Annotated in this window: 18 protein-coding genes, 1 other RNA gene and 1 CRISPR repeat array; of the genes, 10 read left to right on the plus strand and 9 right to left on the minus strand. The window is 42.9% G+C overall.

The genetic code is table 11. The features are described 5' to 3' along the window. Nucleotides 1-281: 281 nt before the first annotated feature. The 6 genes from CAL7507_RS03600 to CAL7507_RS03625 form a co-directional block, all read right to left on the minus strand. Nucleotides 282-1,067 (minus strand): carbon dioxide-concentrating mechanism protein CcmK, encoded by a 786-nt coding sequence (locus CAL7507_RS03600; RefSeq protein WP_015127066.1) that lies wholly within the window; start codon nt 1,065-1,067, stop codon nt 282-284. Nucleotides 1,068-1,246: 179 nt separating this feature from the next. Continuing rightward, nucleotides 1,247-2,023 carry a hexapeptide repeat-containing transferase gene (locus tag CAL7507_RS03605; RefSeq protein WP_015127067.1) on the minus strand — a complete coding sequence of 259 codons (777 nt, stop codon included), beginning with the start codon at nt 2,021-2,023 and terminating at the stop codon, nt 1,247-1,249. A gap of 122 nt (nt 2,024-2,145) precedes the next feature. Next, nucleotides 2,146-3,798: a ribulose bisphosphate carboxylase small subunit gene (locus CAL7507_RS03610; RefSeq protein WP_015127068.1), complete on the minus strand. Its 1,653-nt coding sequence runs from the start codon at nt 3,796-3,798 to the stop codon at nt 2,146-2,148. 121 nt (nt 3,799-3,919) lie between these two features. Next, nucleotides 3,920-4,222, minus strand: coding sequence for a EutN/CcmL family microcompartment protein (locus CAL7507_RS03615; protein ID WP_015127069.1), 303 nt, complete (start codon nt 4,220-4,222; stop codon nt 3,920-3,922). 6 nt (nt 4,223-4,228) lie between these two features. Next, nucleotides 4,229-4,573: a carbon dioxide-concentrating mechanism protein CcmK gene (locus CAL7507_RS03620; protein ID WP_010995041.1), complete on the minus strand. Its 345-nt coding sequence runs from the start codon at nt 4,571-4,573 to the stop codon at nt 4,229-4,231. Nucleotides 4,574-4,650: 77 nt separating this feature from the next. Next, nucleotides 4,651-4,959: a carbon dioxide-concentrating mechanism protein CcmK gene (locus CAL7507_RS03625; RefSeq protein ID WP_009457333.1), complete on the minus strand. Its 309-nt coding sequence runs from the start codon at nt 4,957-4,959 to the stop codon at nt 4,651-4,653. Between the two features lie 591 nt (nt 4,960-5,550). Between CAL7507_RS03625 and CAL7507_RS03630 the strand changes: the two genes are divergently transcribed. From CAL7507_RS03630 to CAL7507_RS03655, 5 genes are all read left to right on the plus strand, one after another. Continuing rightward, complete coding sequence (locus CAL7507_RS03630; protein ID WP_015127070.1) at nt 5,551-7,407, plus strand: NAD(P)H-quinone oxidoreductase subunit F; 1,857 nt, start codon at nt 5,551-5,553, stop codon at nt 7,405-7,407. Between the two features lie 135 nt (nt 7,408-7,542). Continuing rightward, nucleotides 7,543-9,039: an NADH-quinone oxidoreductase subunit M gene (locus tag CAL7507_RS03635; protein ID WP_015127071.1), complete on the plus strand. Its 1,497-nt coding sequence runs from the start codon at nt 7,543-7,545 to the stop codon at nt 9,037-9,039. Between the two features lie 76 nt (nt 9,040-9,115). Next, complete coding sequence (locus CAL7507_RS03640; protein ID WP_015127072.1) at nt 9,116-10,246, plus strand: CO2 hydration protein; 1,131 nt, start codon at nt 9,116-9,118, stop codon at nt 10,244-10,246. A gap of 402 nt (nt 10,247-10,648) precedes the next feature. Further along, a complete protein-coding gene (locus tag CAL7507_RS03650; protein ID WP_015127073.1) occupies nt 10,649-10,861 on the plus strand; it encodes a chlorophyll a/b-binding protein in 213 nt (70 codons plus the stop codon). Between the two features lie 53 nt (nt 10,862-10,914). Further along, nucleotides 10,915-11,154 carry a hypothetical protein gene (locus CAL7507_RS03655; RefSeq protein WP_015127074.1) on the plus strand — a complete coding sequence of 80 codons (240 nt, stop codon included), beginning with the start codon at nt 10,915-10,917 and terminating at the stop codon, nt 11,152-11,154. 155 nt (nt 11,155-11,309) lie between these two features. Here the strand turns inward: CAL7507_RS03655 and CAL7507_RS03660 are convergent, their stop codons facing one another. From CAL7507_RS03660 to CAL7507_RS03665, 3 genes are all read right to left on the minus strand, one after another. Further along, on the minus strand, nt 11,310-11,633 hold the full coding sequence (locus tag CAL7507_RS03660; RefSeq protein WP_015127075.1) for a hypothetical protein: 324 nt from the start codon (nt 11,631-11,633) through the stop codon (nt 11,310-11,312). 12 nt (nt 11,634-11,645) lie between these two features. Then, nucleotides 11,646-11,777: a hypothetical protein gene (locus CAL7507_RS33345; RefSeq protein ID WP_255348330.1), complete on the minus strand. Its 132-nt coding sequence runs from the start codon at nt 11,775-11,777 to the stop codon at nt 11,646-11,648. A gap of 704 nt (nt 11,778-12,481) precedes the next feature. Beyond that, a complete protein-coding gene (locus CAL7507_RS03665) occupies nt 12,482-13,795 on the minus strand; it encodes an NAD(P)/FAD-dependent oxidoreductase (RefSeq protein WP_015127076.1) in 1,314 nt (437 codons plus the stop codon). Nucleotides 13,796-14,453: 658 nt separating this feature from the next. On the opposite strand from CAL7507_RS03665, the gene CAL7507_RS03670 reads away from it, so the two are divergent. The 5 genes from CAL7507_RS03670 (at nt 14,454) to CAL7507_RS03690 (ending at nt 19,965) form a co-directional block, all read left to right on the plus strand. Continuing rightward, complete coding sequence (locus tag CAL7507_RS03670; RefSeq protein WP_015127077.1) at nt 14,454-14,945, plus strand: pentapeptide repeat-containing protein; 492 nt, start codon at nt 14,454-14,456, stop codon at nt 14,943-14,945. Further along, nucleotides 14,942-16,117 carry a 5-(carboxyamino)imidazole ribonucleotide synthase gene (locus CAL7507_RS03675; protein WP_042341777.1) on the plus strand — a complete coding sequence of 392 codons (1,176 nt, stop codon included), beginning with the start codon at nt 14,942-14,944 and terminating at the stop codon, nt 16,115-16,117. Before CAL7507_RS03670 ends, CAL7507_RS03675 begins: the two co-directional genes overlap by 4 nt. Nucleotides 16,118-16,268: 151 nt before the next feature. After that, nucleotides 16,269-16,451: non-coding RNA, 6S RNA (gene ssrS / locus CAL7507_RS30460), on the plus strand. Nucleotides 16,452-16,790: 339 nt separating this feature from the next. Further along, nucleotides 16,791-18,227: a CRISPR direct-repeat array (repeat unit 37 nt; unit sequence GTCACAATTAACTTAAATCCCTATTAGGGATTGAAAC). A gap of 212 nt (nt 18,228-18,439) precedes the next feature. Next, complete coding sequence (locus CAL7507_RS03685; protein WP_015127079.1) at nt 18,440-18,604, plus strand: hypothetical protein; 165 nt, start codon at nt 18,440-18,442, stop codon at nt 18,602-18,604. Between the two features lie 98 nt (nt 18,605-18,702). Beyond that, on the plus strand, nt 18,703-19,965 hold the full coding sequence (locus CAL7507_RS03690) for a tetratricopeptide repeat protein (protein ID WP_015127080.1): 1,263 nt from the start codon (nt 18,703-18,705) through the stop codon (nt 19,963-19,965). Nucleotides 19,966-20,605: the final 640 nt, after the last annotated feature.

Here is a 20,605-nt window from a genome sequence, read left to right on the forward strand (position 1 = left end):
TCTCCTCGAAGTAGCGATTCATAGATATAAATCTAGTATCACTGAACACTACCCCCTGATGGAACTATGGTTCCACAAAAATTATGACTTATATGTATAGATAAAACTCTACTCTCCCTATTACGATAAAGGTATTTTACTTATAGAGTTGACCAGCTATGATCGTAACAACAAGCAAAGTGTAAGATGCCTTCCAACCGACGAATGCTGAATGATGAATATTAAATACTGGGTGAGAATTGCCTACAATTCATCATTCATGATTTATAGTTCACCATTCATCATTCTTCCATAATTTCTTCCACAATTTTGATGGGTAACTTGCCTAAATCTGGTAACTGAAGCACTTCTATTTCGGCAACTTGTTCTTTGATATTGATTGGTAAATTGAATGGTTGACGCTGTTCTATCCAACAACTTGCTAGTGGTAAAGTTTGCTCTAGTTCATCTAGTGGGCGCGGAATCACCATGACTGCATTTAACTCCCCAATGCGTTCTGCTTCATACATCCCAGCTTCCACGGCTACCGCTACATTTGCCACGGTACCGCGAATAATAGCTGTACATAGACCGGCACCAATTTTTTCATAGGCTGCCAAATGGACATCAGCAGCTTTGAGCATGGCATCACAAGCACCCACCATCGCCGGAAACCCTCGCGTCTCGACTAAACCCACTGCTTGATTACTCAGACGGCTATAGTTGCCTTCTTCCATGATTTTAGTGAGACGAGTGGTGATAGGCAGCACAACGTCCAGGTTAGGATAAGGTCGGGGAATCACTAAGCTAGAAATCAACTGACCAAACTGTTCGGCAGTTTGCACACCAGCTTCTACCGCCAGACGAACATCAGCGATACCACCTCTGACAATTGCAGTACAATGACCACTCCCAGTTTTTTCATAGCCAACTAGATGAACCCCTGCCGATTTCAGCATCATGTCAGCTGTTCCCACGATCGCCGGAAAGCTACTGGTAGATACTAAACCCAAAGCAGTGTCCTGGAAGCTCTCTCGCCGCCGGGATGCCTGGACTGTGGTAAAAGGCTGTTGATTATATGTTTCCATATGAAGTCTTGAAGATACTCACAGAAAGGATAAAAGCTGTACCCCTGTGGGGAAGTAAGCTACGCCTAGCGTCTCTCATAAGAGAAGAATGAAAATAGCGAAACCTCAGCCCTTACTTACACTCTAGGCTTAATTTCAGAATTCAGACTTCATACTTTCAGACTTCATACTTCAGACTTCTATTTTGAATGCTCGTCAGAGGTGGGTTCACTTAAAGATTGTCGATGGGGAAACAATGTGATCAAAAGCCTTTGTATACTCCCTTGACCATAAATTTGAGTACCGATACCGTTAGAAGATTCAGCGATCGCCTGATCGGGTTGTGAGTCTGGATTGGTTTCTGTGGAGTCAGCAAGTTTGGGAGTTGACTCTATAGCAGGAGACTCACTTTCTGGAGTGTCAGATGAGGATGAAAGGGGAACAGACTCGTGTTGTAACTCCAGGAATGCTGTAGCGGAGAACTTAGTTGAGGAAATTGTCTTACCTTCTTTAGTTTCCGTTTTACTGTGTCCTTCTGCCCAGTAGTCCTCTTCTCCATGATCAAGTATTTTTGCGGAAGCAGAATTAGTTGTAGATGTTTCCAGTTGCTTTGTTTCCACAATACTGCGACTAGTGTCTCCGATAATTGACCCAGGTGGAATTACTTGTCCAGGTGCAACCAAAGAGTTAAAAACGGTTGTGGCTGAACCAATACAAGCATTTGTTCCTATTTTACCTGGGCCAATCATCAAAAACCCTGCTCCTAGGCTTGCTCCTGCTTCAACTTCTAGAGTGCCTTCATTGACTTGGAGAATTGACCCCATGCCAACACAGACCCCCGAACCGATGATGATCTTGCTGTTTGTAGCCGCTTGGAGTATCACCCCTGGTGCGATGACTGCACTGGGATGAATAATTACCTCGCCACTAATATAAGGATCAAAGTTATTACTGAGGCGCAGTGGCGGCACAGACATGGAAATTGTCACCTCGGAAGCCAGTTATCAGTTATCAGGGATCAGTTAACAGTTACTTGTACTGAGCGTAGTCGAAGTATCAGTTGTCGAGTTAACTGTTAACTGTTAACTGTTCCTTGGGACTACGGACGTTGAATAATTGTTTCTAGTACCCGGCGCTTGGCTTTGGAGTCAATCCCAATTAAGCGGACATATTCCCCTGGGTATTCGGCAAGGTTTGCTTCCAAGGCGGCGATCGCGGCTCTTTCGGAAGTTGCCTCGATTGGCCCGGTACTAGTCCAAGAACCAGTGCGGAAACGCCTTTGGTCTACGTGTTCAACGCTAATTTTGTACCCACCAGCCAATAGTTGCCGTAACTGATCCACTACCTCAGTACTCAAGCGGGTGCTGGTTGCTGTCGCTGTTGCAGTTGCTGTTGTCGAGACAAATGATTTTTGGCTACCAGATGGGCTAGCTTGGCCGTTGGGTCGTTGGATAATGCTTTCTAACACCCGCCGTTTGGCTTTGGTGTCAATGCCAATCAACCGCACATACTCGCCTTGATGGTTGTTAATGCAGTCTTCTAAGGCAGCAACAACATCATTGGCGGAATTGGCGTTAATTGCTTCACAACTTTGCCAAGAACCAGTACGGAATCGTCGCTCATCTACATGTTCTGTGCCGATTTTGTAACCACCTGCTAACAGCTGGCGGATTTGATCGACGGTTTCAGAGCTGATACGTCCACTACCATTACCGTTACTGCTACCGTTGCCACCGCCGTTGTAACTGTGATGAGATTGAGTAGCAGGCGCTCTAAAGTTAGCAGGTGCGCCAACTGTGCCATCGGGACGTTGAATAATTGTCTCCAGCACACGCCGTCTACCTTTGTCAATACCAAATAAACGGACATATTCACCACTATGGTCTCTCAGACAAGATTCCAAAGCAGCGATCGCTTCACCTATGCTTCTCGGTTCAATTGGCTGGCAACTAGTCCAAGAGCCAGTACGGAACCTTCTTTGGTCTACGTGTTCGGTGCCAATTTTATAACCTTGCTCCAATAGATAGCGTATCTGCTCTATTGTTTCTGCACCCAAGCGATTGCTCGACACTTCACTACTCCTTTCTAACTCTAAAACAGTAACACCATTACTTGTATAAGATTTAGTATTCTCATCCCGAATGGGAGCAATACATTTGCTATCTGCAGCACAGCGATAACCAGCCCGCAAAGCTTGATTAATCCCAACCACATGATGGGCAAATTCTTCATCCTGCTCTTGCACATCTGGCAAGCGGTCAGCTTGCTGTTGGTTAGTGATGATCGCTCCCGAAGGTACATATTTACCTGGGGGAATTTCTACATCTTGAATCAAAGCGTGCATCATCACGATGCAACCAGCACCCACCCTGGCATTAAATACCGTGGAGCGAAAACCAATGAAGGAATTATCCCCAACATAGGCTGGCCCGTGAATTAGAGCCATGTGGGTAATGCAAGTGTTTTTACCAATCCATACAGAGTATTGGTTTTGGTCATCGCCAATTACTCGTCCTTGCTCTAACCCATGAATGACAACACCATCTTGAATATTAGTATTTTCACCAAGATAAAAAGGTGTACCTTCATCCGCTCTAATCGTAGTCCCCGGAGCAACGATTACATTTGCACCTATTCGTACATCCCCAATCAGATTGGAGAACGAATGTACAAAAGAAGTTTCATGGATTTGGGGTTCAGCCAAACTCCTTGACCACGGGGTTGGGGGTGCCGCCGTGCTGCGGACTGCCATCGCGAGATTCCTCCTAATATTTTCAGTTATCAGTTACCAGTTACTTGTACTGAGCGACTTGTGCCGAGCGAAGTCGAGGTAAGTCGAAGTATCAGCCTGTGCACTGTTCACTGTTCACTGACTATCTGTATTGGTCTTTTTTGCTGTAAATGAGACGATCTTCCACGTGAATAGTATCTATAATCGCCACCACTGCTGCATCCAAAGGACGCTGTTCATTACCCTGAATTTGACGAGCGGCACTGCCTCTACTGACCAGTACCCACTCATCTACTCCAGCACCGACAATATCTGCCGCAACTTCGTATGTTGGCAGGGGGTTGCCATCTTCGTCTACTAATTGCAACAACAGTAATTTCACACCGCGAAGACTTGGATCTTTTTGAGTGCTGACTACTGTGCCACGAACTTTAGCAACTTGCATTATGCGTTATGGTCTTCTACCAAAAGGACGGATGGCGTTGACATTTTCCCGGAACTGTTCTACGTCTTCGGTATAACGAATTGGCAGGACGTACTCTAAGTTTTCATGAGGACGAGCAATGATGTGGGTAGACAGAACTTGTCCGCCGTTGACTCGCTTCACTGATTCCACGCCAGCCGCTACAGAAGCTTGCACTTCGGAAACGTCTCCTCTGACGATGACTGTGACTCGACCACTGCCGATTTTTTCATAGCCTACTAAGGTGACGCGAGCTGCTTTCACCATTGCATCCGCTGCTTCTACAACCGCTGGAAATCCCAGCGTTTCTACCATTCCCACTGCAATTGACATGAGTTTTAACCCTTAAATTAAGTTTCTAAACCTGGCTCACAGAAGCACGCAATCAAATTACTTTGTTAAACCAGTTTCTAGGTACGGAACTGTTCTACAGCTTCCGTATAACGAATCGGTAAGACATATTCTAGGTTTTCATGGGGACGAGCAATGATGTGAGTAGATACTACTTCACCACCATTGACTCTCCTGGCTGCTTCTACCCCGGCTGCAACTGAGGCTTGCACCTCAGACACGTCTCCACGCACAATCACTGTGACGCGAGCGCTACCGATTTTTTCATAACCTACCAGCGTGACACGGGCTGCTTTCACCATTGCATCAGCAGCTTCTACTACTGCCGGAAAGCCTTTAGTCTCAATCATTCCAACTGCAATTGGCATCGCAGAACTCCTAAAAAATTAATCCGAACAGTACTGTTGTTTGAAATCTTTGACGGGGAAGCCGATCTTAAGCTAAGAAAACACTTCTAAATTAAGCATAGGAAAGCTTGGCGTCCCTGGCAATATAACTTACCATAATAGTTTATGATAAAACTGTTTAAGAAAACTTAATAAAAATTAATATTGCCATCTAGTTAATGAAAATTCACGGATTGCTAGAGCAGCCAAATCAGCTTTATAATTTTTTAATTACATTTGTTAATCCGTGGTTAATAAACCCTATAATTCCAGATCGGGAGGCCTAATCTGAGTCTGAATGTTTTGCCATAACTATCTTTTCGTGATTTTGGCTACCTGTACATTTACAAGCTAAAAGGTATATAAGTTTTTATAATAATCGATATAAATTGACGATGTAGAGGTAAGAATTCCAATGTTATAAGTAAAGTGTAATGGAGCAATTAAATATTTTTATTTCGTGAAATACAGTTCTTTTAACTGTGTAATGTCAAGCTAAATATAGAAATCATATTTTACATCAGCTGATTTTAAAATCAAGCATTTCATTCTGAGTCGTCAAAGGAATTTTCAATGAATCATTTTCTCTATATAACAAGTTGGTTGGTGCCTTTTTACGGTTTAGTCGGCGCGATTCTAACCTTGCCGTGGGCAATGGGAATTATTCGGCAGACAGGGCCTAGACCTGCGGCATACTTAAACTTGTTGACGACTCTTTTGGCTTTTGCCCATAGCCTGTTGGTGTTTAAAGATATTTGGGATAAAGAACCAGAAAGCCTGTTGATTCATTGGTTTAAAGCTGCCAATTTAGATTTATCCATTGCTTTGGAAATTTCGCCAGTCAGTGTTGGGGCGACAGTTTTAATTACAGGATTAAGTTTGCTGGCACAAATTTATGCCCTGGGCTATTTGGAAAAAGACTGGGGATTGGCGCGTTTTTTTGCGTTGATTGGTTTTTTTGAAGCGGCTTTGAGTGGTTTAGCAATCAGTGATTCCTTGTTTCTCAGCTATGCCTTGTTGGAGGTTTTGACACTTTCTACCTACTTGTTAGTGGGATTTTGGTATGCACAACCTTTAGTAGTAACGGCGGCGCGGGATGCATTTTGGACTAAGCGTGTGGGAGATTTATTACTCCTCATGGCTGTAGTCACACTTTCCACTTTAGCCGGTAGTTTGAATTTTTCTGATTTATATGAGTGGGCACAAACAGCCAACCTTGACCCAGTCACATCAACATTGTTAGGTTTAGCATTGATTGCGGGACCGGCGGGTAAATGTGCCCAGTTTCCCCTGCATCTATGGCTAGATGAAGCTATGGAAGGGCCAAACCCCGCATCAATTATGAGGAACTCGTTGGTGGTAGCTGGTGGTGCTTATCTGCTGTATAAACTCCAGCCTTTATTGGTACTGTCGCCAGTCGCTTTGAATGCGTTAGTCATTATGGGGACAGTGACGGCAATTGGTGCAACATTGGTGTCCTTAGCGCAAATTGATATTAAGCGATCGCTATCCCATTCCACAAGTGCATACATGGGTTTGGTATTCTTGGCAATGGGGTTAGAGCAAGGAGGTGTAGCCTTGATGTTGCTATTAACTCATGCGATCGCTAAAGCTCTATTATTTATGAGTTCAGGTTCAATCATCCATACTACCCACACCCAGAATTTAACTGAAATGGGTGGACTGTGGTCAAAAATGCCGGCAACCACTACCGCCTTTGTTGTCGGTTCAGCAGGGATGGTAACTCTATTACCCCTAGGTAGCTTTTGGGCAATGTTGGCATGGGCTGACGGTTTTGTGAGAATTAACCCTTGGGTGATTGGAGTATTAGTCTTAGTCAATGGCTTAACCACATTAAATTTAACGCGGGTGTTCAGATATATTTTTTGGGATACACCGCAACAAAAAACTCGCCGCGCCCCAGAAGTAGGTTGGCAGATGGCATTCCCAATGGTGTCCCTCACCATAGTGGCACTGCTATTACCTCTGATGTTACAGCAATGGTACTTGCTGCCTGATTGGGAAGGAATTGATTGGTATGTATTATTAACATTGCTTTCTTCTACCCTAATCGGGTTGGGTGTCGGTTCGACAATGTATTTGGATAAAGCATGGTCGCGATCGAGAATCCTGGCATGGAGATTTATGCAGGACTTGTTGGGTTATGATTTTTACATAGACCGAGTTTATCGGGTGACTGTGGTCAGTGCAGTAGCCCTACTTTCTAGGATTTCAGCATGGAGCGATCGCTATTTAATTGATGGCCTAGTCAACTTGGTCGGGTTCGCCGCAATTTTTAGTGGACAAAGTTTAAAATACAGCATTTCTGGTCAATCCCAAGGGTACATGTTGACGATTTTAGTCGTCGTCAGCGCACTGGGATTTTTTATTAGCTGGTCATTAGGTTTACTAGATAAGTTGCCTTTTTAAGTTATTTGGCATTTGTCATTTGGCATTTGGCATTTGTCATTTGTCATTTGTTCCCCAATCCCCAATCCCCAGTCCCCAGTCCCCAGTACCCAATCCCCAGTCCCCAATCCCCAATCCCCAATCCCCTAACTGCTTATGCTTAGTGTGTTAATTTTAGTGCCGTTAATTGGTGCGGCTTTAATTGGTTTCTGGCCTGCTGAAATCACAGGGAAGCGTTCCCGGTGGGTAGCTTTGGGATTTGCCAGTATTATTTTTTTTTGGACGATTGTCCTAGCAATTCAATTTAATCCAGCGGAAGTTGGTCAACAGTTCGCTGAGTCTCTACCGTGGGTAGATGCCTTAGGCTTGAACTATAACCTGGGAATAGATGGGTTATCTTTACCTTTGCTAGTTTTGCAGGGTCTGTTGACTTGTATCGCCATCTATAGTAGTGATGAATCTCTGCAACGCCCCAGATTTTATTACTCTTTGATACTGCTGCTGACTGCTGGGGTGACTGGAGCCTTTTTAGCACAGGATTTACTATTATTTTTCCTGTTTTATGAGTTGGAGCTGATTCCCCTATATCTGTTAATTGCTATTTGGGGTGGTGAAAAGCGGGGTTACGCGGCGACAAAATTCCTCATTTACACCGCTGTTTCGGGAATCCTGATTTTAGCAAGTTTCCTCGGACTGGTGTGGTTGAGTGGTGGTTCTAACTTTGCCCTAGCAACGTTGAATGCTAAATCTCTACCTTTGGCGACTCAACTTTTACTGCTAGGGGGAATCTTGGTCGGTTTTGGAATTAAAATTCCTTTAGTTCCCTTCCATACTTGGTTACCCGATGCTCACGTTGAAGCCTCCACACCAATTTCGGTGCTGTTGGCTGGGGTATTGTTGAAGTTGGGAACCTATGGCTTACTGCGGTTTGGCATGAACTTGTTACCAGAAGCTTGGACTTATTTGGCTCCTTGGTTAGCGAGTTGGGCAGTAGTCAGTGTATTGTATGGTGCATCTTGTGCGATCGCCCAAAAAGATATGAAAAAAATGGTGGCGTACAGTTCCATCGGCCACATGGGTTTCATCCTGTTAGCCGCCGCCGCTGCGACACCATTAAGTGTGTTGGGTACTGTGATGCAAATGGTTAGTCACGGCTTAATTTCCGCACTCCTATTTCTGCTGGTGGGGGTGATTTATAAAAAAGCTGGTAGCCGCAATTTAGATGTCATCCGGGGACTGATGAATCCAGAACGGGGTATGCCGGTAATCGCCACTTTGATGGTTTTGGGTGTCATGGCTAGTGCAGGTATTCCCGGAATGGTTGGGTTTATTTCCGAATTCATCATTTTTCGGGGGAGTTTCCCAGTTTTTCCCGTTCAGACCTTACTATGTATGGTTGGTACCGGATTAACTGCAGTTTACTTCTTAATTCTCGTTAATAATGCCTTCTTTGGGCGCTTGTCTCCACAAGTCATCAACCTACCACGCTTATATTGGAGCGATCGCATACCTTCGCTAATTTTAGCTGTGCTAATTGTAATTTTTGGTATCCAACCCGCTTGGTTAGCCCGCTGGACAGAACCCACAATCACGGCGATGGTAAATACACAAAACGTAGTAGCAACAGTGTCTTTGGAGAAAGACGGGCAATAGGGAATGGTGGCAGGGAAGAGTGGGAGAATAATTAATGTCCCTGTCCCCATTCCCTATACTTTTTGGAGAAATAGCAATGCCAAATACTAAAAATAACCCTTATAGTAGCATCCTATCCGAATATATAAAACGCCTCCAAACCGGAGGAGCATTACTTCCCGACAGTCCAGAAAATGTCCTGGAAGTAGTGGGAATTCTTAAAAGTTATGGTGTAGTTCTAGATGCTTACTCAAATAACCTCATTTACATTGCTGAACAGCAGTTTTTAGTATTTTTTCCCTTTTTTAAATATTTTAATGGAGAGATTTCTTGGCATAAATTATTCCGCCACTGGTGGCATGACAGAATTAACTTTGAGTATGCCGAGTATTGCATGAAATCCATGATGTGGCATGGTGGCGGAGGGCTAGATACATATTTAGATACGCAAGAATTTCAAAAAATAGCCCAAGAAGTAATTGCAGCCAAATTTAAAAACAATCCCTTGATGAAGGGAATGAATCAATTATTTCCAGAGTTTCTCAGTGAAAACTTACGTGTCTCCACTTATTACAGTGGATTAGGTCAATTTTGGCGAGTCATGGCTGATATTTTCCTTAACCTATCAGACCTTTATGACCTAGGCAAAATCACTACTATTCCCCAAGTTGTAGAGCATATTAAAGTGGGGTTGGTAGAAGCAGCATCAAAGCCAATTACCTACAAAGTGAAAATTCAGAATCAAGTCTATGAAATCATTCCCAAAAATCTTGGATTGACTTTCTTAGCAGATACAGCCATACCTTATGTAGAAGCAGTCTTCTTTAGGGGAACGCCTTTCGCTGGTACGGTAACATACAATGCTCAAGCCTATGAAATTCCTCCTGATCAAGCTCGATTCCAGTATGGCGCATTGTACGCCGATCCTTTACCTATAGGTGGTGCCGGCATCCCTCCTACCTTATTGATGCAGGATATGCGTCATTATCTCCCAGAATATTTGCACGCAGTTTATCGTCGTAGTCCCAGAGGCGAAGATGATTTACGGGTGCAAATTTGTATAAGTTTCCAAAAATCGATGTTCTGTGTGACGACAGCCACAATTCTCGGATTAATGCCTCATCCCTTGGATACCCAAGAACCATCTGAAGAGAAGGCTAATTTCATCTATTTAAAAAAATGGCTGAATCGGTTAGAAAATTCTCGGTTATTGGATGTTAATAAATAGGGGCATGGGGAAGAAGGAAGTTAGCTCGACTTTATCCATTTTTACGAACCCTAAAACTTGACGCCGAAACCCTTGTACGGCAATAGGATTAGTTTTTGTAATTTATCGATAATCAGTTTTTGTAGGGTGGGCAGTGCCCACCATTACCTAAAACTCCTATGTTTGTGTCGGTGGGCAATGCCCACCCTACGGTTATTGAGAATGGTGCAAGATATCAGAAAACCAAGTTCTTAATTTTGGATAAAGTCGAGGTTAGAAAGAACTTAAGAGCCAATATCATCAAATTCGCACATACGGTTTCCTATACGGTTAACCGTATTTTTTTGCTTTGTCAAGCGGTTGTTAAAAACATTTACATAATGTTATATTTAGTTACATAAGCAAACATAAAGAAAAACAAACATGGCAGGTAAAGGCTTCAGCATCAACGAACGTGGTCAACTAAACAACTTTGCAATCGAACCAAAGGTTTATGTAGACAAGACACCAAGAGTCGGCTTTACCAAGTACGCAGAGAAACTCAACGGACGTTTAGCGATGATTGGCTTTGTCTCACTCATTGCCGTAGAAGTTATCACAGGAAACGGCTTGATTGGATGGCTAACAAACCTGTAACTTAATTTAACTACTCAAGAATTTCACTTAATTAACAAATAAAAAGGAAAGCTATGAAAACTGATTTTGATTTCCCCAACAAAGATTTAATCGGCCCAGTTGTGTTTCGTCCCGGCTTCAACAATTTTGAGACAATTAACGTCAACCAAGCCTGGGCATTATTCTTCAGCGCGGGAAAAGACGACAAAGTACTGGGACAAGAGACGGAATTGGGTCAGTTTTTCACCAACGTTTTAATTGCTTTAGGAGTAACAGGAACCCTTTGGGGAATCTACTTTAGCAATTTGGGATAAAAAGGTAAGGGTTTAGGTTGTAAATAGTTGGCTATTTACAGAAATCAAAAAATTGTAGCGTTGGCAATACTTCAATTAAAAACTGCTCTGACTGAGGCGTAGTCAAAAGCAGTTTCATTTGATATTTTGCAGAAATTAATGCCCGAACCAACAATCTAGGCATCATCAGGTTCAAACTGAGCTACCGTAATTGCATTCAAAGCGAAAGCTAAAACTAATGGCATAGGAGAATGCAGCCACATTGTAGAAAGGATAGCAATAACGGTGCCAGTCAAGGCTGACATTGTCCACAATGTTTCCTCAAAGGTTAATCCCTTCTCGGCTTTAATCAATTCTAGAACGTGAACCGGAATGGGTTCGGGCATTACTCCTCCTGGAGGGAAAGCCCAATAATTGTTACGTCGCTCGACAAATAACTCTGTCCAGCCATTTTCTTCGCACCATATTTCAATCCATTCCACAGAGTAATGATTAATCATTGGGGTTGCTGATTAGGGGTTGCTGAGTTTGTGTAGCTGATGAATATAAATACTTATTTGCTGCTTGAGACGCTGTGCGATCGCTATATATATACTTAACCTTGATTCTCCACTTCTAATAAATTTATTAAGCGTTTGAGACACACTTCATTTACTCTCAAACATTGCTCATCATGATTACAAGCCTAGCAGTCGCTAAAGGCTAGTAGATTTAAAAGTCAATAAACTTTACTTTAGGCAGACATAGTAAAGAACTGTAAATAGAATGGTGAGTGTTGACTCAAGTATCAATAAACATAGATATTTGTATATCCTAAAAAATGTTTTTTAAAAGTCAAGAATTGTAAATATAAAAATATAAACCTATTGGCATGGTGTGCGAAGCGCAGTGCCAGCGTGATAGGTAGAGAATAGACAATAGGGGGCAGGGGGAAGGGAGAGAAACCCATACATAAATGTAAGTAAGTGGGCACAATTAAACCTAATTGTGTGAATAAATGTAACCAAAGCCTAAACCCGTTCTCCTATTGCCTATTGCCTTTTCCCAACGATAAATATTGACGCCTAGCTACTTAGTTGCTCTGAATAAGGATGGTTCCTGAGTCGGTCGTTGGACGCATTATTTCTCGCGCCCGGCGGGAAACCCGCCTACAGCGCTGGTTCACTGCGCCACTCTTTATAAATATTTTTACGAAAAAGATACGTTGTGGGCAATAGCTCCCTTGTTCCCTGCCCCTTTGGTCATTGGTAACTTCTTCCTCATACCCAAAAACTCCACCCCAAGAGTGGGTAGAGTTTTTGATCTCTCGATATTTGTAGTTCACCACAAATAATGACTACTGCTATTGTTAATTAACAGTTTTTGCTTCTAAAAAATCTGCTCTACCTGTAATCAATCTAGAGCGACGATTACGAGTGATATAATTCCACGCCCACTGAAATACTATTAGTAATTTAGTATCAAATTCGATTAAGAAGTAGATGTGAACTAATAGCCAAAATACCCAAGCAATGAAACCTGTGAGTTTGATTAAGCCTAAATCTACAACAGCTAAATTTTGCCCAATCATCGCTAAACTACCCACATCGTTGTAATGAAAATCTGGTAAAGTAAGACCTTGAAGCCGTCGTTTAATTAGTTTACCGACATACTCTCCTTGTTGTTTAGCTACAGGTGCAACACCAGGTAATACTTTTCCATTTTGATGGGAAAAGTTGGCTAAATCTCCAATTACAAAAATGTTGTTATGACCCTCGATAGTTAAGTTAGGTTCTACAATTACGCGTCCAGTGTGATCGCACTCTACACTTGTACTTTCTGCAAGAATTTTTCCCATTGCCGAACCCTGAACACCTGCTGCCCACAATATGGTTTTTGTAAGAATTTTTATCAGTTCATTATCTTGCTTGAAAGTAACGATATCATCTTCAATATTTTTCACCCTAGTGCTAGTGTGGATCACAACGCCTAACTTTTGCAAAGATTCCTCTGCTGCTTGCGATAACTCTGGGGCAATGTGTGGGAGGACGCGAGTGCCACCTTGTAATAGTAAAATTTTTGCATCTGAGGTGTTGATGCTGCGGAAATCTTCTTTGAGAGTTTTGTATGCCAACTCAGCGATCGCACCTGCTAACTCTACACCAGTCGGTCCACCCCCTACAATCACAAAAGTCAAAAAAGCACGGCGTTTTTCGGGATCAGTTTCTTTTTCTGCTGCTTCAAAAGCGCCAAATATCCGGCGACGCATTTCTATCGCATCTTCCACAGTTTTTAAGCCAGGAGCAAACTCTTTCCAGTGATCCTTCCCAAAATAGTAATGGTTCGCACCTGTAGCGATAATTAATGTATCATATGATATTAATTCATCGCCCAAAATAACTTGTTGCGCTTTTACATCAATATTATTTACTTCTCCCAATAACACCTTTGTATTCTTACTTTTGCTAAATACAGATCGCAATGGGGCAGAAATATCAGAAGGTGATAGCGTACCTGTCGCAACTTGATATAAAAGCGGCTGAAATAGGTGAAAGTTACGTTTATCAATGAGAGTAACATCTACATTCGCTTTCTTCAGAGCCTTTGCTGCATAAAGTCCACCAAAGCCACCACCAATGATTACAACTTTATGTGGTGCATTATTTTCTAGTGAAACTGTCATAAGAGGTATGTCTCTGTGTCAAGAGGATTGTAATTTTTCTTAACAAAGATGTAGCAGAATGACGATCAAAATTACCGTTTATTAAGAACAATTGAAAAAATACTAAAAGTAGTCAAAGTTATTAATGACTTAGGACTTATACCGTTTCTTTGTGAAGCTGCATATAATTCACCCCCCGGCTATCGCCGTCCCCCCTTGGTAAGGCTACGGTGTACACACAAGTCGGAAAATCTCACCTGCATTCGTTTTCGTTCGGTAGGGTGCGTTATGGACTAAAGTCCTAACGCACCGCAAATCTCGGATGGTGCGTTAGCCTCCGGCATAACACAACGCCAGTTCCCTCAAGTCGGGAAACCCGCCCACGTGACTGGCTCCCCTACTTTTAAAGGTTTTGGGGTGATTCAATCACTTGTGTGTACACGGTAGCTTGGTAAGGGGGGACTACTTCTGATCCCTCTTTGACATTTCTTGAGAGATACCCGGCTATCGCCGTCCCCCCTTGGTAAGGGGGGACTACAGGGGGGTATTATTATGTGCATCTTCATACAAAATAGGTATTACGCGTGAGGAACGAAAAATTAACCAATGCCCAATGCCCAATCCCCGAAATGCGGTAAGCTAAATTGCAGCGATTTAGACACCAAATTGGCTACTGAGTATGTTTTGGCGGCAAGGGTTGGCTTTACTTCTAGGAATGATTATTGTATGGTGCATGGCTTTACCTGCACTGGCAGATTGGACACATCCGCTGTCATTTAGCAATGCAGAGTTGAAAAGACATGATTTTTCTGGAGAAACTTTGCAAGGGGCGGAGTTTTCCAATGCAAATCTAGAACAGGCTAACTTTGCAGGTGCTGACTTGCGGGGAGCAGTGTTAAGTGCTTCGGTGATGACACAAACGAATTTGCATGGAGCGGATTTAACGGATGCACTAGTTGATCAGGTAAACTTAACGAAAGCGGATTTGAGTGATGCCGTCCTCAAAGAAGCCCTTTTGCTACGGGCAATATTTACTGACGTGAATATCAATAGTGCAGATTTTACTGATGCAGTTTTGGATAGGGCGCAAATCAAAGAATTGTGTGGCAAAGCTAGCGGTGTCAACTCGAAAACTGGTGTGCAAACGCGAGATTCTCTAGGATGTCAATAAAGCGTGTTGGGATAATTGGTGGTGGACAACTGGCTTGGATGATGGGAGATGCAGCCAAGAAGATAGGTGTAGAATTGGTGGTGCAGACTCCTAGTAGAAACGATCCAGCCGTAACTATTGCCCAAGATACCGTTTTTGCTGCAGTTGATGATGCGATCGCTACAGAAATTTTAGCTAAAAAATGTGATGTCATCACCTTTGAAAACGAGTTTGTCAACTTAGATGCTTTGTCACTGCTAGCCCAGCAAGGGGTTTGTTTCCGTCCCAGTTTAAAATCTCTGGCTCCGCTTTTAGATAAATATCACCAGCGTTGTTATTTAAGAGATTTAGGATTACCCGTTCCTGATTTTTTCGCAGTGGATGAGCATTTAAATAGTGTCCAATCCCAAATAAAAGCCCTAAGCTTTCCGGTAGTCCTCAAATCCCGCCGCCACGGTTATGATGGTCAGGGTACTTTTATCATTCCAGATTGGGCAACTTTACAGCAGCAGCTAGATACCAGCATCAAAGATAAAACTGCTAGTCAGCCTCTTTTTTTGATAGAAGAATTTGTCCCATTTACAAGGGAGTTAGCAGTAATTGCATCTCGTGCTGTCGATGGAGAGATAGTTACTTACCCAGTGGTGGAAACCCAACAAGAACAACAAGTTTGTCGCCGAGTAATTGCACCAGCCGAGATTGCGCCCCATCAAGCAGCAGAAATCAAAGCGATCGCTCATACTCTATTAAATAGCTTACAAGTTGTGGGTGTCTTTGGCATCGAGCTATTTCTCACCGCTGATGGCAAAGTATTAGTCAATGAAATTGCACCCCGTACCCACAATTCTGGCCATTTCTCCCTCGATGGCTGCGAAACCTCCCAGTTTGAGCAGCATCTGAGAGCAGTTTGTGGTTTACCTTTGGGTAATACCACTTTAAATGCAGGTAGTGCTGTAATGGTCAACCTCCTAGGGTATGAAAATTCTCAAAGTGACTACAAAAACCAACGTCAAGCAATAGCAGAAATTCCCCAGTCGCACCTCCACTGGTATGGAAAAACAGAATCACGTCCAGGACGAAAGCTAGGACACGTCACCGTTTTATTGGAGCATCAGCATCGCGATCAAGCGATCGCGATTGCCCACAAGATAGAATCTATCTGGTATCCTAGTAGTCTGTCAGGGTTGAAATGAGGGACTGTAGTGTGAGCGTCTCGCTCACGCGGGCTTTTCGGCCCGCACTACCAAAAACCCCTCAAAACAAAATTGACAAACCACTAGTTAAATTTCCCAGAAAATTCTCATATCAAACACACAACATCTTTGAGAAAGCTATAATGAATTAGTTGCACTACGACGTTGGTGACTGCCATCAAGTTTTTTGATCTATGTCTTTAAAGAAAAGGGAATCGACAGTTTTCGTGGCAGTAAACCGGGCATGTACCCGGAAACTTTAAACGAGAGATTTAGGCTCCCACCTGGTTTAACCAGGTCATAAACTTAGGTAAAACGGCGTCGCGGTGAACTCAAAATTCTTAGCTCCCAAAGTTTACAAACTTGGGAGCTTTAATTATTTCCATAAAATATGCTTGTGAGTATCTCCTTTGCTAAAAACTGGCGTCAATCGGTAGGTGTTTTTCAGCAGGGATAAAATTTTGCACCTCAAACCCTTATCATCACTGGCTTTGAACCCTATTTCACCATTCAAGAGGTTGACGCCAAGTCTGTAACTCTTATCAACACTGCCTTTGAGCTTATTACGCTCTCCCCTACCTTGACAACCCAACACCTGAAAAGCTATATTGTCTCCAGATTGACGCAATTGAACCTTGAAAACCAAATATATCAAGCCTTGTGGACGCCATGAGTCACAATTAACTTAAATCCCTATTAGGGATTGAAACAAAAACTTGCTTGAACCCCTGCTCATTCGCCCCCCAGTCACAATTAACTTAAATCCCTATTAGGGATTGAAACGCTTTCATAGCACCACGAAGTTTCCACCCTGTTTTTAGGTCACAATTAACTTAAATCCCTATTAGGGATTGAAACGGATAGAGACTGGAATGCTGCTCGGAATATATTAGGTCACAATTAACTTAAATCCCTATTAGGGATTGAAACTTGCTGCTAACATCATCAAGCTTTTCAATAACAGAGTCACAATTAACTTAAATCCCTATTAGGGATTGAAACGTAACATTACTGCAAAACTAGCTTGTGACATTGCGTCACAATTAACTTAAATCCCTATTAGGGATTGAAACAGATTTGGGAGGAATCCCGATCTAAGTGAGTTGGTCAAAGGTCACAATTAACTTAAATCCCTATTAGGGATTGAAACAATCGCGATCGCAGACATAGACTATTTGACTCCAGGTCACAATTAACTTAAATCCCTATTAGGGATTGAAACAGCTTGAGTGGCAGCCCAGGTGCAGCAGGGTATGCAGGTCACAATTAACTTAAATCCCTATTAGGGATTGAAACAAAGGAATTCGAGACAGAAGCAGAATGTGAAGCAGCCGCAAGGTCACAATTAACTTAAATCCCTATTAGGGATTGAAACAGTAGCGTTTACAGGCATGTAAATCCTCGGAACGAACTTATCGTCACAATTAACTTAAATCCCTATTAGGGATTGAAACAACGACGACTAGCTTGCCGAGTCTTACGCGCTGAGTCACAATTAACTTAAATCCCTATTAGGGATTGAAACTCACTACTGTAAAAGCTATAAGCAAAAACCTTGCCGTCACAATTAACTTAAATCCCTATTAGGGATTGAAACTACATTTGTGGCAGCCAGCACTGCCACAGCAGAGTCACAATTAACTTAAATCCCTATTAGGGATTGAAACTAGCGAACCGCCGCGAATCAAAGCGATCGCTCAACGTCACAATTAACTTAAATCCCTATTAGGGATTGAAACTTGGCAGCAGCTGCGGGAGTTGGGGGAGATGTGGCGCTAGTCACAATTAACTTAAATCCCTATTAGGGATTGAAACAATCACCACATAGCCTTGTGCCCTAGCTTGTCGCTGTCACAATTAACTTAAATCCCTATTAGGGATTGAAACGATGTTGGAAAGCTCAAGTATTTCTTGCTCGCTAAAGTCACAATTAACTTAAATCCCTATTAGGGATTGAAACACCGAGATTTACGGCGACCACTATGAGGAAGTAGAGCAGGGTCACAATTAACTTAAATCCCTATTAGGGATTGAAACAGTGAAGCAAATAAAACTGTTGTTAGTCGCCCCGAAGTCACAATTAACTTAAATCCCTATTAGGGATTGAAACGCCTAATTCTTCAGATCGTTGAAAAGCAACCTTGATTTTCGTCATAATGTAGTTGCCAAATTTTGGGCAGAGAGACGGTTCGTTTTCCGGGCGTTACCGCCTCTCTAGTGTTTATTTTAGTAATACTGAGTCATGTTTTTACATATTCAATAATACTTAAGCTACAATGGTATTGATCGAGTAATACTTAATGTGTTGTTCGGTAATTGTTCATGACACCAGACAAAGAAAAGTTAGCTCGAACTTCGATCACTGTTCCAGAGCAACTGTTGGCAGAGTTTAAACGGTATTGCGATTTACAGCGGCGCTCTGTGTCGGCTCAAATTACCCTACTTATGGAAGAGGCTTTGAAGCAGTCACAAAAAGATTCTGAATAAACGGAAATTAGTTACTTGGGGGTATCATCTGGAGGATGTCACTGCCAGGGTGAATACTTATATAGATATTAATTAGCTGAATCAATTAAATAAATGCTATGAGTGAAGAATTCTACAATCGGGGATTAGAAAAAGCTAAACAAAAAGACTACGCTGGAGCTATTGAGGAATTTAGCCAGGCTTTGCAGCTGACACCTTATTTTCCTGAAGCTTACTTGCAAAGGGGTTTGGCATATTATGATTCGGGCGCAATTCACCAAGCTGTTTCAGATTATACTGAAGTTCTGAGGTTAAATCCTGAGTTTGTAGAAGCCTATTATTCTCGCGCTTTGGCTAGGGTAGCATTGAAAAATCTACCGGGGGCGCTGGAGGATGTCGATCGCACGATTCGTCTGAATCCCAATTATGCTGCAGCCTATAATCTGCGGGGGATAGTGCGACGCAAACAAGGGCATATTCACGATGCGATCGCTAACTTTAAAAAAGCTGCAGAATTATACTTGGTGCAAAAGGATAAAGAAAATTGTCGCCTTTGTCTGGAAAGTATCAAGGAGCTACAACCCCCAGAAAAGCCCGCTGTTCAACAAGCTAGTTCCCCAAGTGTAACTATCAGATCCACAAACGAATATTTCACCCAACTATTAGATAAGGCAGAAAAGGGAGATACGCAAGAGGCGATCGCCGATTTAAACTGGGTATTGCAAGCTGATCCTAAAGATGCTCAAGCTTATTGCTGTCGGGGGGTGGTGCGGTGCAAAATGGGGAGTTATCGAGAAGCGATCGCCGATTTTAATCAAGCACTACATCTGAATTTTCAAGATGCGATCGTTTACCGCAACCGGGGAAAAGCCCGTTCTTTTTTGGGAGATCATCAAGGAGCGATCGCCGATTTTAATCAAGCACTGCAAATTCAACCCCAGGATGCCTTAGTCTATGTTGCTAGGGGTAATGCTCACCGTGCAGGCGGTAATTATCTCAGTGCAATTCAAGATTACACCAAAGCTCTACAAATTAACGCCCATGATGCCCAAGCTTACTACAATCGAGGCATTACCTATACTCTGTTAGAAGAAATGCAACAGGCTGTGGAAGATTATCAACGGGCTGGGAGTATTTTTTGTGAGCAAGAAGACTGGGAGAATTACCAACAAGTCTTAAATAGCCTGGAAAAAATCCAGAAATCTATCCCAGAGTCGAGAAATCAGAAGTATAACTTGTTACGTCAGAAACTATTACGCCTAGTTGGGGGACAGTGGGAAATAGCCCAACGACTGATTCAGCAGAAAAAGGATTATTACCCGGGGATGCTAGAAGAGTGGTATTTGCAAAAAGTGATTGAAGAGTTAGAGCGCGGGAGATAACTGATCTGATTTATTCACTAAACCTCAACCCAAGGTAGTGACTGTATGGCAATATTTAAAGATCTGGGGAATTTCTCTTGCTCTCTATTCCTCCATCTAAGAAAAAGCTGATGTGTATAGCTTTTCCCGACAAGCGTGACGTACACCCGTAAGGGTACTGCCGTGCCCATACGTGTCAACTTAAGACCTGGCGAATAGAATTCGCGCGCCACTTGCTACAAGTCGGGGAACCCGCTGTTAGCACGTGGCTTGGCTACACAGGCGTTCGCCCTACAGCCCTTCGGGCATCCCTACGGCGGGCGTTCCCGTTCGCGCAGCGTCTCCGTCAGGAGAAGGGTAGTCCGCGGAGGCGGACTAACAAAAAATTAGGGTTTTTTAACCTACGGAGGCGGTCACTGAGCTTGTCGAAGTGTGGGTTTTGTTTGTGTAGACGCGGTTTCTAACCGCCGATTTCGCTTAAGTTGACACCAATGGGCGCTGCCGTGCGCTTACACCTTGCGATTCTCTATGTCAAAAGACAGGGTGTCGAACTTCACTCAAGCTCACTTTTGTTGATGTTGGGAAGTAAATGATGCTATTTATTTGTGAAAACTTTAGGGCTTGCTTCCTTTACTTTATAGCGCTGGCTTTCTGTAGAAAG

This window comes from Calothrix sp. PCC 7507, from assembly GCF_000316575.1.
Lineage (GTDB): Bacteria > Cyanobacteriota > Cyanobacteriia > Cyanobacteriales > Nostocaceae > Fortiea.